Source organism: Tunturibacter gelidoferens (assembly GCF_040358255.1).
GTDB classification, from domain to species: domain Bacteria; phylum Acidobacteriota; class Terriglobia; order Terriglobales; family Acidobacteriaceae; genus Edaphobacter; species Edaphobacter gelidiferens.
Genome location: NZ_CP132938.1, coordinates 5,020,402 through 5,034,229 on the forward strand (window position 1 = coordinate 5,020,402; position 13,828 = coordinate 5,034,229).

Sequence of the window (13,828 nt, forward strand, 5' to 3'; positions counted from 1 at the left end):
TGCGCTCTACATAGAGTGCAGGTAAGGGAAAGAAGCGTGAACATTGGCACTAAGGAGAGGCGGCGACGATTGAAATACATTGATACTTTCCTTCGTTAGTAAAACTCATGTTGAGGTACTTGAACGTGTGTCATTAGGGAAATCGAAGCCTAACGAGACTCTGTCATTGCTTTCCTCTCTGATCGATACAACGGAAGCCGGAGACATCTTTAGCATTGCCACCTTTGATCATTTGAGCCGTAAACGGATAAGCGCAGACAGGTATGCTGCGGTCATCAGAACCATGCATATGACGAACGGCGATGATCCGAGATGGAGGAGTTCCTCGCTCAACCCACTGATCGAGAGCACTTAACACGTCATGGTCGGGGTCTGGAGTAGGCGCCTTTGGTACGTTGTCAGGATCGTTGCCGGCGCGTGCTCCTCCAGCCAACATATACCCTGGGCCGCCGTTGCAGTGGGACATCCCGGGCACTAAGAAGAGTCTGAAGAAGTCATGAGTCATCGCGGAACCGCCCATCGTTTGTTCTACGTTCTCGTAGTAGTCGATGGCGTCCTGTGGCGGACCCACGGGGTCCACCCAACCGTGATACATCAAAATCTTTCCACCATGCGCTTTGTATTCTCGAAGGTCGGCGTTGCTTGCATTGACGGCAGCCATCTTGGTATCTGCGTATGCGAGGTCGCGGTCATAATCGAAGGTGCGCCAATCCCAGTCGGGATCGTCAAAGACGAAGTACTTCCAGAAGTCGGTTCGCGCCGGTTCTGCCCCGCTCAATACATAGTTCTTCCAGCCAGCGTAGTCACCGCTCGTCAGGCTTTCGCTGCCTGGCGCCCACCCAGCAATAATCCGCTTGCCAGTGCGAGGATTTTTGGGTCCCGCATAGAGCTTCCTAGCCGCTTCAATCTCTGTTGGAGTGAGGCAACTCTCGCTCTGCCCTCCATGGCACAAGAGGACACCGGGATCGAAGTGGCACTGAAGTGGATCCGCGATGATCCCATCTTCCAGTCCATCGTTCCTATCGCAGGCGGCGATCGCGGCCTTGTTTATTAACGGCAACTTGCTCTCGGGAAGTAGAAGTTGACCGTCTTTATGTGTCGCAGCAAATGCCCAGATAAACGCTGCATTGAGATGAACCCGATCATTTCCAGCATCTCCGGCGATGATGCCGTCATAGTCGTCGGGAAAGCGTTGAACTTCGGATAGCGCCTGTCCTCCACCAGTGGAGCATCCATTGAAGTACGAATGTTGCGGAGGATGTCCATAGTACGCGCGGAGAATAAGCTTGGCGGTCTCAGCGGTCACATGAATTGCCCGATATCCCCAATCCACTATCTTTTCAGGATGGCCCGCGGCGAATCTAAGGTCGCTTCCGATGTGTCCAGTGTCCGTGCTGGCAGTCGCATACCCTCGGTTTATCGCGTTCTCCATCGCGCCATAGCTAATGCTCCCAATGTAGCCGCCATTTCCGACGCCTTCAAATTTTTTGTTCCAAGCGGAAGGTGTCGGCAACCAGACTTCGAAGTTGATCACGGAATCATCGGTAGGACGCGCTACGCCGACTACCCTGCAAAATGCGGGAACGGATTCTGAAAGTGTGCCAGGTTCACTGGGCTCAGATTTTGTGAGTGGCGTGAACTTGCCTGCCGCGACTTCGGTAGCTGAGGTGATCTCTATATGAGAGATCGTCATTGATGAGAGGGCCTCACAGTTCGTGGCGAACGCGTGGGCCGGATTTGATACTCCGAGGAGGAATAGTACGACAAAGCTTCTATAGATGAATCGAGCGTGCTTCATAGAAATCTGTTCCTTTATCGGTCTTGCAAGAGTTGAGTGCGGCAAATTTGAACCGATTTGGAAAGATTCCCGTTCACCAGATCAACTTCAGTCCGAACTGCAACTGTCTGGCTGTCGTGGTTGTCGAACTAATCTGCCCTGCCGTCGCATTGGTCGAATACGTCAGAGCATCAGGCGAACCCGTCTGGGCGAACAGCACACGATCTCCACCGTTTGAACCCGTCGGTATCGCGAAGTTAGCGCGATTGAAGATGTTGAAGGCCTCTACTCTGAACTGCGCGTTGAAGCTCTCCGACAAGGCGGGGATTCTGGTGTTTTTGAATAACGACATGTCGAAGTTTTTCAAGCCTGGGCCAATCAGGGTATTACGCCCTGCATTCCCGAGGTACTTGCCCGGATAGGCGAAGCATTGCGTCTTGATGTAGGTCGGCGGATGACCTCCGGTGCGTCTTACAAGACCAACGGCGGAATCACAACCGGGAGCCGCCACACGGTTCGCGATACCGTAGATATCTCCCCCATGGTTCTTGATGCCCATTGGATCGCCACTCACCATCGCGGTAAACGGTGTTCCCGTGCTGGCCTGGAAGATGCCTCCAAGTTGCCATCCATTGCTGAGGACACGAACGGGTCCGATGGTTGTCTTCGTGCCAGGGATCTGCCAGAGATAGTTGATGACGAGATTCTGAGCAATGTTGAAGTCTGCGAGACCTCTTCTCTGGTGTGGATCAAAGTAGAATGGCAATTGCAGGAGAGTGTTGAGGAAGGTATCGCCGCTGATCGTGGCGGAACCTTCATCGATTGCCTTCCCCCAGGTGTACGAGCCTTGAAGCTGCAGACCGTGGGAGAGCAGTTTTTTGACGCCTACATTCAATCCGTCATAACTCGACATCCCATTCCACAAATAGCCGCTCACCCCGGCAACATTCGAGTGGGTATTTACCGGAGGCGTACCTGCGGGAGCTCCCATGTAGCCTTGAGGTGTGCGAATCGGAAGGACTAGATTCTGGTCCCATTGTCCGGGCTGGTGAAGGCCATGGGAACCGACATATCCCGTGGTCAAGGTGATACTGCCAGGAAACTCTTGCTGGACGCTCAGGTTCCATTCCATGATGTAATTGCGCTTGGGATTCTGCTCCATGTGCAGGTAGTTCAGCGCGCCTGATGCGGCAATGAGAGGATAGGCGCCATTCGTGAACGCCCCAGCTAACGCTGCAGAGTTGTTCGAGCTACCGGTCTGGTAGAACGGCGCGTCCGTCTCTGACTGGACCTGGAAGAGATAGAGCAGGGGCAGTGAATCGTAAACGCCAAATCCACCGCGTACGGCCGTCTTGCCGTTCTGGAAGGGAGACCATCCAAAGCCGACACGTGGCGCGACATTCTTGAGTGTGGGGTTATTGAAATAGGGATTGCCGAGTCTCGGTTGCGCGTCCGTCACATTCACCAACGTAGCTATCTTTCCCTTGCTCTCCGTGGGCACAGTGGAAATTTCATAGCGCAGACCCATGTTCAGAGTCAGGTTCGGGCGAAAACGCCAATCGTCCTGAATATACGCTCCGACGACAGACTGACGAAGGTCGCGGGGAGAGATGCCGTTGCCAAGCGGGGAGCTGAAGGCGGACGGCTTGTTCGTAAGGAACGATTGGAGATCTGGAAAGGTAAAATTGCCGTTCGGATTCAACGCTCCGAGGCCATTGTTTTGCATACGCTCAAAGGCGAATCCAAATTTGAGCGCATGGGTTCCGCGCGTCCAGAATGCATCGTCGTACGCCTGGTAGGAGTTGTAGTGGTAATCGAACTCTCCCACAGAACCCAGACCGCCGGGATATTGCACCAGCGAGGTTACGTTCACGACCGGAGCAGCGCGACCCGGCACAGCCCCAAGGGAGGTGTCTGCTGCCAATGGATTCAGAGCACTTAGGGTCAAGGGTGCTTTCGAGACGACGCGACTGAAGCCGAATCGCGCCGAATTGAGAAGGACTGAACTAAACACATGAGTGTCTTCAATCGTGGCAAGTTGACGTTTTGAAAGTGTGCCAATCAGCTTGCTGCCTAGAGTGTCGGGTCCGGTAGTTTTCCCATTGTCAAAGAGATAGGTCCCATACAAAGTGTTTGCGTTGCTGAGCTTATGGTCAGTGCGGGTGGTAAAAAAGTCCTCGCTCGTTACCTGCGCGCCGACGAATGAGTATGTACCGGTATTTCCCGTGGAATCGAGGGGGCCAGTGGGAAGAGGATAAAGGGCAAGGAACTTCGTTACACTTGGGGCGACGGCCACCGTCACTGGCCCCGTGGAGCACTTAGAACAAAGGATGCCCTGACGCGCGGCTGGCGAAGGGACGTTGCTGGGACCAAATGTTACACCGAGATTTTGTCGCACCCCCTCGTAGTTGCCGAAGATGAAGGTGTGGTCTCTCCATATCGGGCCACCTGCGGATCCGCCAAACTGGTTCCGCTTGAAGGCGGGAATCTTTGCCCCATCGAAGTAATTGCGTGCGTCTAGAGCGCTATTGCGGATGAATTCGAATGCGCTGCCATGAAAGCTATTGCTGCCAGACCGGGTGATTGCATTCAGGACACCTCCTGCTGTCTTACCGTACGACGCGTCCGCATTGCCGGTCACTACCGAGAATTCCTGGATTGAATCGACTCCCAGGTCGACACCGAGAATGCTCCCTGGCGCTCCGTTGGCATAGTCGTTGATGCTGATTCCATCGAGACGATAGTTATTCTGTTCCGGGCGGTTCCCAGCAATCGATAACTGGTTTCCTAAGCCGCGGTTGTCACGAGTGTTGTTAATACCGACTGTCGCCTGGGTCCGCACCGTCGCGACACCGGGCTGCAAGACCGCCAGAGAAGTCCAGTCACGTCCGTTCAAAGGAAGCTCGACGATCTTCTTTGAATCGACAACTTCGCTTACGCTTGAAGTTGTCGCGTCAACGGTTGGAGCGCTTGCAGCTACGTCAACAACCTCCGCAGATTGTCCTATTTTCAAAGTGAGGTTGACAGACTGTCTTGCGCCAACGGTCAACGTGATGTTTGAAGCAACTTCGGTATTGAAGCCCTGTCCCTTCGCGGTTACTTCGTACTTTCCTGCCGGCAGGTCAGGGGCTTGGTAAAAGCCATCTTTATTTGTCGTCAGCTGGCGACTCGAATTTGTCTCCGTGCTCCGGACGGTGATCAGGGCACCAGGCACGACCGCCCCTGTGGAATCGGTGATCGTGCCGGCAATTGTTCCTCCCTCTACCTGTGCGTGTAGCGTTCGCGGTGCTCCTGCTGCGGCCAACAGTGACACAAGAACTACCACCAGGTAGAGGCTGCACGTACGCCCGCGTCTTGTCTTCGTGATGGTCACTTTCATGTCGCCTCCTGAGGTGCCGTTCTGCCCTTCCCATCCAAGTAGCCTTAAATGCGATATTTTGCAGCATGGGCCTACTATCTGAAGGAAGTGAGCCAACCGTAACGGTTCCTGCATGAACAGGCGATTACTAAGCTAACTCGGCAAATTCATTCAGCGTTCATTTTGGATTGGCGTCAAGACATCTCAAGCTGCTGTTCAACCTGCAAAACAATCGGCAACACGCAGACGAATGTACTTCCCTCTCGATTTGATTGCTCAAGCCAGAGAGAGCCTCCATGAGCTTCGGCGATAGTGCGGGCGATCGGCAGGCCTAAGCCGGCACCACTCGTCGTATCCGATCTGTTCTCCTCTTGCGAATGGCCCGGATTCACCCGATAAAACCTCTGAAATATCAGGCCGTGGTGTTCCGCTTCGATCCCCTTACCGGTATCTCTGATTGACACCCGGTACTCACCTTCGTACTTTTCGAGACTCACGAATACTTCACCCTCGGCACGGGTATGTTTTACCGCATTCGTCAGCAGATTGATGAAAATGCGCCGCAACAGGTCCTCGTCTCCTTGAGCTGGCGCTTCCTCAAGCGATTCAATGTGAATACGTATCCCCTTTGCGGTCGCGAGCCACCCAACACTTCGAATGGTATCCAGCAAAAGCTCATCCAAATGAAATGCCGTACGTTGCAGAACAAGGCCGCCCGAGTCTGCCCTTGCCAAACAAAACATATCCTCTACAACCCTGCTTAATCGGCGTCCTTCTTCCTGAATCACCCCGAGGGAATGGCGATAATCCTCATCCTCTTTCGGTTTGTCCAGTTGCAATGTAATCGCAGCCGTACTGCAGATTATCGATAGCGGTGTTCTCAGTTCATGGGAGGCGTCTGCCATGAAATGTTTCTGAAGGTGAAATGAGGTACTTAGCCGGGAGAGCAGGTCATTAAAGGTGTTGGCTAGACGGCCTAGCTCATCCGGCGAGTCGGAGACTGGGAATCGCTGATCAATATTTTCGGCACTAATGCGCAAAGCGTGTTCCGACATCGCCAATACAGGCGCAAAACTTTTTCTGACAAGAAACCAGCCAGCTAACCCAGCGAGCAGTAAGCCGATTGGCACTCCCACCAAAAGTATTCTGCGCCCGGTTTTCAATTGGACTAGAAGCGAGTCAAGGGACCGGCTTGCGACAACGATATACGTCCGGCCCACAGGCTGAAGAGTGATGTGAACCACGGCTACACGACGGAGTCCGGTTTTGTCATTCGCCTTCACTGTGTAGAGATGAACTTCACCATCTGCTAGCGATGCGACACCCGGGACTACAAACTCTTCACTTATGCCAATCGGCTTTTCTGCGAGCAGATTGCCATAGGAGTCATAGATAGAGAGCGTGTACCCCGAAAAACTCAGTATTCTTACGGCATCTCGAGCTGCCAGTTCATCCAGCCCACTTTCGCTGAGCCCATGTTGGAGGATCGCCACTGTCGCATCTTCTATCGAGGTGAGTACGGCGTCTGATTTACCGTAGAAATTTCTGCTGAGTAGCGCGTAAATTACATAGCTCAACACAGCCATGAACAATGCGAGAACAGCTACGTGCCAAAGTGTGAGGCGTAGCAGGGTGGAGGATGTCTTCTGCTCTTTAGTTCTCTGAAATAAGCGCATAGCCTTCCCCGCGACGGGTACGCAATAGCTTATTGTCATATCCCGAATCGATCTTTCGCCTGAGTCGAAGGATATAGACATCGATTACATTGGAGAAGGCATCGAAATTTTCATCCCACGCGTGTTCCGAGAGCTCTTCGCGAGATACAAGCTTTCCGCTTTTCCGCCCAAGATACTCAAGAATCGCATATTCTTTTGCTGTCAGGTTGATTTTCTGTTCGCAGCGCGTGACCGACCGTGCTCCTGTATCAATGCGCAGATCCCCGACCTGAATGCATTCCGTATAAGTTGTGGTGCCGCGACGCAGGAGTGCCCGAATCCGGGCGAGAAGTTCGGAATACTCATACGGTTTCGTCAGATAGTCATCTGCGCCGGTATCGAGACCTTTTACCCGGTCCTGGACCGAATCGCGTGCCGTGAGAATAAGGATAGGAAGACTATGGCCTGTAGCCCGCACCGTCTTGCAGATACTGAATCCATCTTGCCCAGGCAGCACCAGGTCAAGAATGATCAAGTCGTAGGTATTGACTGCCACCTTGTAAAGAGCCTCTTCCGATTTACTCGCAATATCAACGGAATAACCTTGATTGCGGAGTCCTTTCGCGAGCATCTGCGCGGCTTTCGGCTCGTCTTCCACTAGCAGAATACGCATGCAGACCTCCGAGCCAGGTGCGAGCCGGGAGAGGATTAGGCTGTGCTACCATTGGCGTTCCATCATACTATCAGGCTCCCACAGTGCTCCTACATAATCCCAAGATAGCTGCCTGCAGACAAGCCGTTGCACTCATGGCACTATTTTTAACATCCTTGAGTTCGCTCGCTCCGGCCATTGCTGCGGTTAGGCATGCCCCCCGGATAAGCGTTCGGTTAGCGGTGAGTTCGCGGCCGGGGAATATCGTCTATCTTCAGCTCGATCTGGCCAAGGCTCTGCATTATTTTAAAGATGAGGGTCTGGACGTCCAATTCAAATTCTATGAGGGCGGTCCTAATACTGCGAAGGCGCTTGAGGACGGTCAAGTAGAGTTCTCTGGCAACTCCATCGATCACGCGGTATATACGCGCAACGCTCCAAGACCTTTAAAGATGCTAGCGGCCTTTACCGACTTACCCGCAGTTACACTTACCGTGCGTCGGAGCCTTCGTGCCCAGATTCGTTCAATCAAAGACCTTCGAGGAAGACGCATCGGCATTGCTGCCCTCAATTCAGGGACGCATGTGATTCTAGCTTCAGTCTTGAAATCCGCTGGTGTTCCCTTGGACGCAGTTTCGATCATTCCTGTAGGTCATACCGATCAGATGATCGCCGCTATGAAGCGTGGCGACATCGATGCTGCTGTTAGTACTGATCCAGCAGCGATGCGGCTCCTGATCAGCGGTAATGCGTCATTGCTGCTTGACCTTGTGACTTACGAGGAGACACAGCGTGTTTTTACCGGATCCTATGCGTTTACGGGCCTCATGACACGATCGGACGTCATCGCGCACCGGCAGGCCGTAGTCCAGGGGATGGTCAACGCGGTCATAAGGGCCAATCAATTCATTGCAACGCACAGTGCAGCAGATATTGCAGATGCATTGCCCATGTCTGCCAAACATGACCGGTATGTCTTTGTTAAAAGCATCGAACACACACGCCCTTCCTTTTCCAAAGATGGAATCGTCACGGCGGAAGGAGTAGCGAACAACATCAAATCGCAAAAGGCTCTGGGATTGGTCGCGTCTGATCAAACATTGGACCCTTCCGAGTTCTTTGATATGCGGTTCGCTATGCATACCAATCATCGATAGATTAGGTTCGTGATCTGGGACGCACGCTGCGGCACGCACACCTTTGTCTGATGACAACTTGGATCGGTGCAAGCGATAAGCCGACTTCCGAGGACCTATCGATGCTGAAAAAGAACTTTCACCGCCTGCGCAGCATTTCATAACTCTGAACCACGAATAGTTCTGACAATTTCACAGGAGAGGAAGCCTTTTCCAAGATCGCAACGATGCTCGGAGCAGGCTAAAGAGGTACCTAGACGAAGGCAAAGGCGTACCGCTAGGCTCCGTGTGGGAGATATTGGTCCGGTTCAATCGTCTGCAAAGGAGAAGATCGGCTAGTCTGGGATCGCTTCTAAGGATCTGAGGACAGCGTCGCGACGGCGTAGGAGCCTGGCATGGTCGTCTTCAAAGAAGATCATTTCTTTATTCGCGACGACCGTTCCCACGCCTGCGTATTCGCTAAGCAGCTTCAGCCCTTGTTTCGAGTTGAAGTCGATCGCCGTGTTGAGTTGTTCCAATTCTTTGACGAGTGTTTCTCTGGTAGTCATGCCCTACACTTTGCAATCAGGCCCGCGGCACGGCCAATCCCTCGAAAGTCACAGATCAGTTGCGTATGGAGAAACGCGCTCAAACTTTATTGTGACCGTTCGTATTTCACGGATACCGTTGGAATGCCTTGCCGCGCTGTCGAAACTCTCAGATAGGAAATTAATTTGCCGCTCGTATTGATCGGCGGGGTGAAGACGACCGAGCGGAGGTGTCTTATGGAAGGGGCTTCACTCAGGTTAGCACCACCGCATTCCACCCGCCGCTGCGGCTATCTTGATGCTGTGCTCGTTGAAAATGCCTGGAACCTAGCTGAGGAACTTGCGCCAGATGTCTGGAATCGTTGCACTCAGACAATCCACTCAAAAAGTAATCACCATTGTGGATTGTGAAACATGAAGTGCACTCTATGGGCGAGTTCCGCAAGAACGATCCAAAAAAGAACGGAGACTAAACAGACATTACGCAGTCCGATGAAAGCTTCAAAGCAATCTGATTGCGTCCGGACCGGTGTAATTTCGGTTTCTGAATGCGCGGAATGGTTGACCCCACCATCGATAATCGCTGTTTGCATAGATCAAATGGTAAAGCGCACTCACGTGCCAGCGTTGACAAAACGCAATGTCCGATGAGCGCATTCCCATTCTGGATCTAATGAAGGTTGTCGAAATGCTCTTGCCAAGACGAAGATCCGCGAACAGTCTCAAAGAACTCTCGGATCACTTCATTTAAGTCTTGCTCTGAGCAAGATCCCGACACGAAGGCGCGAATGGGGCCAACATTCAGATTGGCTAAACGCCCAAACAAAGAGGCAGTCGAACTCTGTTCGCTACTTTTAAGCCGAAGATCTTCTAAGAAGGTTTCGATTTCACCAACCTCCCATTGGGAGGCAACTCCAATCTTCGCTTCCCACTGTCGCAGGACAAAAGTCTGTAAGGTGTATGAACCCAGCTCATGCAGTCGCACGACCACGACGAAAGGCACTCCGTGTGTCTGGAGTTCTGAGGTCGTGTATTCCAAGATCTGATAATCGCAGAGATTCATCTATAATTTTCTGTTGACTTGGGTGCCAAGTCTTTTCTGCATCTGCTTGGACGAGTTCCGGCAAACGAAGTAATCGATCCGTTAGACTGCTATGCAGTTCACTCAAATCCCCCTTATACCATTCTGATGCCATCGGGGGGACTATTGACGTGAGCACTTCAGGAATGATGGTTTGAAATCGTGAGATCCATGAGGCTACTTGTTTATCATGCCAAAGATCTGTATAGACTGCCATCTCCAAATGAAGAGCAGAACCAAGATTGCCTTCAAAGTTCCATTCCGGACCTCCGAACATGTGGCCGTGATCAATGAAACAAACTTCCTGAGCGTTTGTGGAGCTTCGTCTGAAGATAGCCTGACGGTTGTCTTGATGATTGGCCCAAACGTCGAGGAGGTACATCCCCAAGAACACCTCCCGATTTGTGATCATGCTGACTCTTGAAGGGCTTATGTATTCTGTTGGCCGGTCTGGGCCAGAGGTCTGGCCTACAAACAGACTACCAAAATGCATACCCTTATCGGGGCGGCGTACTCCAGATGGAAGTTCGAACCAGAGGTCCGGATGACTGTCGATGAAGCTGTCAGAGAGGCATATCCCCCTGGCTTCCGCTACGGGGAGTCCGACCGCTTTTGCAACGAGGCTCCCCATGTGTTCATTGGCGAGGAGGTTGGGGCCTATGGGATTGTCCGTCATCTTTACAACATAGTGCCGGCCATCATTGGCTCGAACTAAAATCGACTGCGAACCACCTTTCATCTTCCTGATGTATTTGTTGGCAGAGAGAATGGCATTAGAACAAGGATGAAGGCTATCTTCAAAGGAACAAAACTCAACGAGACCCACTTTTCCTCCAAACGGAACCTCTGAAGCGTACATGGTCTGTCCACTTTTCCACTCTACAACTTTTGTTTAGCCCCTTAGGAGTAACTGTTAGCCACTGTAAGAGTAACGGTTGGGTTAGAGGAGTGCCAAGACATCCGCTCCTCCCCTGACTGCAGGTATTGGCGTCGGGTCTGATTTTCGGTATTCAATGTCCAGACAATCAGCTCCGCCGACATTTTCTTCCGATTCTTAGATCGTGGGGTAGGCAGGTTCTTACAACTTGCCGCAAAGCTGACTTTGCAGGCACTACGTGATTACTTCCGGACGGCCCGTGAATCGAGAGCAACACGGAACTGTTTAGGATGTGCGAAGCTCAATGAGGTCGCGGTAGGGACGATCATTTCTGATCGTCCCCGCACAGATCCGCAAGAGCGCTCATTAGCGCATGCGGCTCTTATCTCGGATGACTGGCGGCGAAGCGGTCAAGGGGCCAGGGATGGCGCACACGAGGTGGAGGAAGCCATTGTGCGGCCAGCTTGAGACAACGGACCCAGGCGTACCGGTGTCTTTGACTACGTCGCTTGAGCGCTTGTCCCCAGTATCCGGTGGATTTCTCGCCCACCTGCGTTGCCAGGGCTGCTTACGTGAAGAGTGCAGCGGCTTCTGCTGAGAAAGATCGCCTCCCGGCCAGTTCCCGGCGCGCCGGATCAGCTCCGGTGGCATCCACCCATCCTTCGGCAAAGCCTGCGTAGATCGAATCCACTACCGACTCCAATCGGTCTGGCAGTTCATCGTGTTCCGGGATGCGGAAGGGGATACGCTCCACCCGTCGTTCGCAGAATTTACCATGACCCATCTTCCTACCGGCTGAACTTCCCTCGCTCCTTGCGGACCGGATCGATTCTTTCGAGCAGTGTGACGCTAACAGTGTCGCCCGGCGCCTTTCCGATCGCATGTAGGATCTCAGCTTTCACGGGAAGCTTGTGATTGCCATCTCCCAGTGCCATAAACGAGCTTTGGAATGGGTATCCGTCAATGGTGCCTTTGACTTTCGCCAATCCACGCGTCCCCAATAACGTGACAGATTCGGGCCAGATGACGTAAGTCCAGCCACCAGACTTTGGGCTTCTAATGAGGGGTGCCATGAAAGATTGGGTCAGCATCTTTGCCCACTGTGCCATCGAAATTTGCGTTGTGTAATCCATAGATTAGTTTTGTTGGACTGTGCGGACCGCTGTCAGATTTACCCGCATTTCCGCATTCTTGCTCGTGAACCATATAGCCAATGTCATGACCAAAATCTTAATCAGCCAGTCTCCGGAATGAATGAGCCTCAACTCTAGCGGGACATTCGGCCACAGCATTGAACCCGAAGCAGTGTAAAGGGAAAGCCCAGCCAGAGAATGACGACGAGGCCAAGTGCCGATCTGAGTTTGTTCACCCCTTGGAGGCCGACGAGCCAACTGATCACACTCGCAAGCAGCAGGTCGCGAAGTATTTCGGCCGCAATCGTGAATCCGTCCGGCTGAGCGCTTGCGGTCCCGCCACTCAAGTGCCTAACGCGCGGTGGAGTCGGTCAACTCTTTGCGCTTTTGAGGCGTTTTTACCCCTTGAAAAAGGCGGGTCAGGATTTTGCGAGCGGGGGTGTCATAAAATTGTGCAGCAGCCCAACAGAGCATGACAAGCAAAGCGGTGTACCCGAGCATGATAAACGCGGCAAACGCCTGATGTTCATGGGCGAATCGAATGGCGGGCGGGAGCCCGAGGGGCAGGAGCATGGGCGGGTGCAGGACATAAAGAGGGTACGATATGGTGCCGAGAAAAGCGCACAGGGCGGTCCAGCGTGAGGAGAGTGAGACGTGGGCGCCAAGATAGATAATCAGTGGAAAGAGCAGGATGAGCATGGCGAATTCCGACGCAGGATTACGTGTGAGGACAGGTGGACCACAGAGAGAAAGCACGAAGATGAAAGTAAGGGTGATACCTGCCAGAAGAGAGGCCCGCCAGACCGGAGATCGAGCGGGTGCGCGGTGGCGATAGATTCGAAAGGTGAGTACACCTAAGAGAAAAGACATCGAAACACGGCTAAAACCGACGTAGGCTCTGTCGGCGGTGGAACCGAGGTCGAGCGTACCCAGTTGAAGGCGCTCTGCGAAGAGGGAGACAGCAGCAAGAGTCGCTAAGCCGACGATAATGCCGGTGCTGGCCAGTCGTAAGCGCAGCAGAGCGGCATAGAAGAGATTGGCAACGAGTTCGCAGAAGAGGGTCCACATCACGCCGTCTAGCGGAAAAAGATTGAGTGAAAGCGAGGGAAGGACGAGCAACCCAAGAACGGTTTCGATGGTGATGGGAAGAATGAATTTGCTAAGGATGCCCCGCAGCTGCATTTTGATGACCAGTTCGATTGCTCCGACGAAGGTGCCGAGGGTTGCAATAGGATAGAGACGGATAAGGCGCGCAACCAAGAAGCTCTTGAATGTCAGAAAGCTGCAAAGGCGTTTTTCATAGGAGAAGGCTATGACAAACCCGCTGAGGCAGAAGAAGAAGTCAACGGCGAGAAAACTATTCTCGGTGGCAAAAGGCTGCGCGAAGGAGCGTGGAGCATGCCTCATGATGACGAGGACGGCCGCCAAGCCGCGAAGTGCGTCAAGAAAGTGGAAGCGGTGGTGCTCGCCGGTCGTGCCTGGATTGATAACTATGTTCGTCAAGAGTTTTCCATCATAGGTCTAAAGTAGCATTGGACATGAAGTCTGGATTTCAGATGACAACGGAGTTCGCCGAATCGAACAGGAAGCGAGTGCCGTCTCGCCGCTGTTATCCCCAAATTTCGCAGTGTT

At 52.9% G+C, this 13,828-nt stretch carries 10 protein-coding genes; 1 reads left to right on the top strand and 9 read right to left on the bottom strand.

Translation table 11 applies throughout. The annotated features are described in order from the left end of the window. Nucleotides 1–163: 163 nt before the first annotated feature. The 4 genes from RBB81_RS21660 to RBB81_RS21675 form a co-directional block, all read right to left on the bottom strand. Nucleotides 164–1,798 carry a tannase/feruloyl esterase family alpha/beta hydrolase gene (locus tag RBB81_RS21660; protein ID WP_353072107.1) on the bottom strand — a complete coding sequence of 545 codons (1,635 nt, stop codon included), beginning with the start codon at nucleotides 1,796–1,798 and terminating at the stop codon, nucleotides 164–166. 73 nt (nucleotides 1,799–1,871) lie between these two features. Continuing rightward, on the bottom strand, nucleotides 1,872–5,156 hold the full coding sequence (locus RBB81_RS21665) for a TonB-dependent receptor (protein WP_353072108.1): 3,285 nt from the start codon (nucleotides 5,154–5,156) through the stop codon (nucleotides 1,872–1,874). 173 nt (nucleotides 5,157–5,329) lie between these two features. Continuing rightward, nucleotides 5,330–6,811, bottom strand: coding sequence for an ATP-binding protein (locus RBB81_RS21670; protein ID WP_353072109.1), 1,482 nt, complete (start codon nucleotides 6,809–6,811; stop codon nucleotides 5,330–5,332). Next, nucleotides 6,789–7,463: a response regulator transcription factor gene (locus RBB81_RS21675; protein ID WP_353072110.1), complete on the bottom strand. Its 675-nt coding sequence runs from the start codon at nucleotides 7,461–7,463 to the stop codon at nucleotides 6,789–6,791. Before RBB81_RS21675 ends, RBB81_RS21670 begins: the two co-directional genes overlap by 23 nt. Nucleotides 7,464–7,597: 134 nt before the next feature. Between RBB81_RS21675 and RBB81_RS21680 the strand changes: the two genes are divergently transcribed. After that, on the top strand, nucleotides 7,598–8,599 hold the full coding sequence (locus RBB81_RS21680; RefSeq protein ID WP_353072111.1) for an ABC transporter substrate-binding protein: 1,002 nt from the start codon (nucleotides 7,598–7,600) through the stop codon (nucleotides 8,597–8,599). Nucleotides 8,600–8,913: 314 nt separating this feature from the next. Here RBB81_RS21680 and RBB81_RS21685 read toward each other — a convergent pair whose 3' ends face one another. The 5 genes from RBB81_RS21685 to RBB81_RS21705 all read right to left on the bottom strand — a co-directional run bounded on the left by RBB81_RS21685 (nucleotide 8,914) and on the right by RBB81_RS21705 (nucleotide 13,699). Then, a complete protein-coding gene (locus RBB81_RS21685; RefSeq protein ID WP_353072112.1) occupies nucleotides 8,914–9,126 on the bottom strand; it encodes a hypothetical protein in 213 nt (70 codons plus the stop codon). Between the two features lie 950 nt (nucleotides 9,127–10,076). Further along, nucleotides 10,077–11,045 carry a HipA family kinase gene (locus tag RBB81_RS21690; RefSeq protein WP_353072113.1) on the bottom strand — a complete coding sequence of 323 codons (969 nt, stop codon included), beginning with the start codon at nucleotides 11,043–11,045 and terminating at the stop codon, nucleotides 10,077–10,079. A gap of 586 nt (nucleotides 11,046–11,631) precedes the next feature. After that, nucleotides 11,632–11,847: a hypothetical protein gene (locus RBB81_RS21695; protein ID WP_353072114.1), complete on the bottom strand. Its 216-nt coding sequence runs from the start codon at nucleotides 11,845–11,847 to the stop codon at nucleotides 11,632–11,634. Nucleotides 11,848–11,851: 4 nt separating this feature from the next. After that, the gene (locus tag RBB81_RS21700) at nucleotides 11,852–12,196 is read right to left on the bottom strand and encodes a DUF1905 domain-containing protein (RefSeq protein ID WP_353072115.1); all 345 of its coding nucleotides are present in this window, start codon (nucleotides 12,194–12,196) and stop codon (nucleotides 11,852–11,854) included. A gap of 351 nt (nucleotides 12,197–12,547) precedes the next feature. Continuing rightward, on the bottom strand, nucleotides 12,548–13,699 hold the full coding sequence (locus RBB81_RS21705) for an acyltransferase family protein (RefSeq protein WP_353072116.1): 1,152 nt from the start codon (nucleotides 13,697–13,699) through the stop codon (nucleotides 12,548–12,550). Nucleotides 13,700–13,828: the final 129 nt, after the last annotated feature.

Excerpts from the sequence above, each read along its gene's own strand:
- RBB81_RS21660 (WP_353072107.1), bottom strand. The coding sequence starts at position 1,798 with ATGAAGCACGCTCGATTCATCTATAGAAGCTTTGTCGTACTATTCCTC.
- RBB81_RS21665 (WP_353072108.1), bottom strand. The coding sequence starts at position 5,156 with ATGAAAGTGACCATCACGAAGACAAGACGCGGGCGTACGTGCAGCCTC.
- RBB81_RS21670 (WP_353072109.1), bottom strand. The coding sequence starts at position 6,811 with ATGCGCTTATTTCAGAGAACTAAAGAGCAGAAGACATCCTCCACCCTG.
- RBB81_RS21675 (WP_353072110.1), bottom strand. The coding sequence starts at position 7,463 with ATGCGTATTCTGCTAGTGGAAGACGAGCCGAAAGCCGCGCAGATGCTC.
- RBB81_RS21680 (WP_353072111.1), top strand. The coding sequence starts at position 7,598 with ATGGCACTATTTTTAACATCCTTGAGTTCGCTCGCTCCGGCCATTGCT.
- RBB81_RS21685 (WP_353072112.1), bottom strand. The coding sequence starts at position 9,126 with ATGACTACCAGAGAAACACTCGTCAAAGAATTGGAACAACTCAACACG.
- RBB81_RS21690 (WP_353072113.1), bottom strand. The coding sequence starts at position 11,045 with ATGTACGCTTCAGAGGTTCCGTTTGGAGGAAAAGTGGGTCTCGTTGAG.
- RBB81_RS21695 (WP_353072114.1), bottom strand. The coding sequence starts at position 11,847 with ATGGGTCATGGTAAATTCTGCGAACGACGGGTGGAGCGTATCCCCTTC.
- RBB81_RS21700 (WP_353072115.1), bottom strand. The coding sequence starts at position 12,196 with ATGGATTACACAACGCAAATTTCGATGGCACAGTGGGCAAAGATGCTG.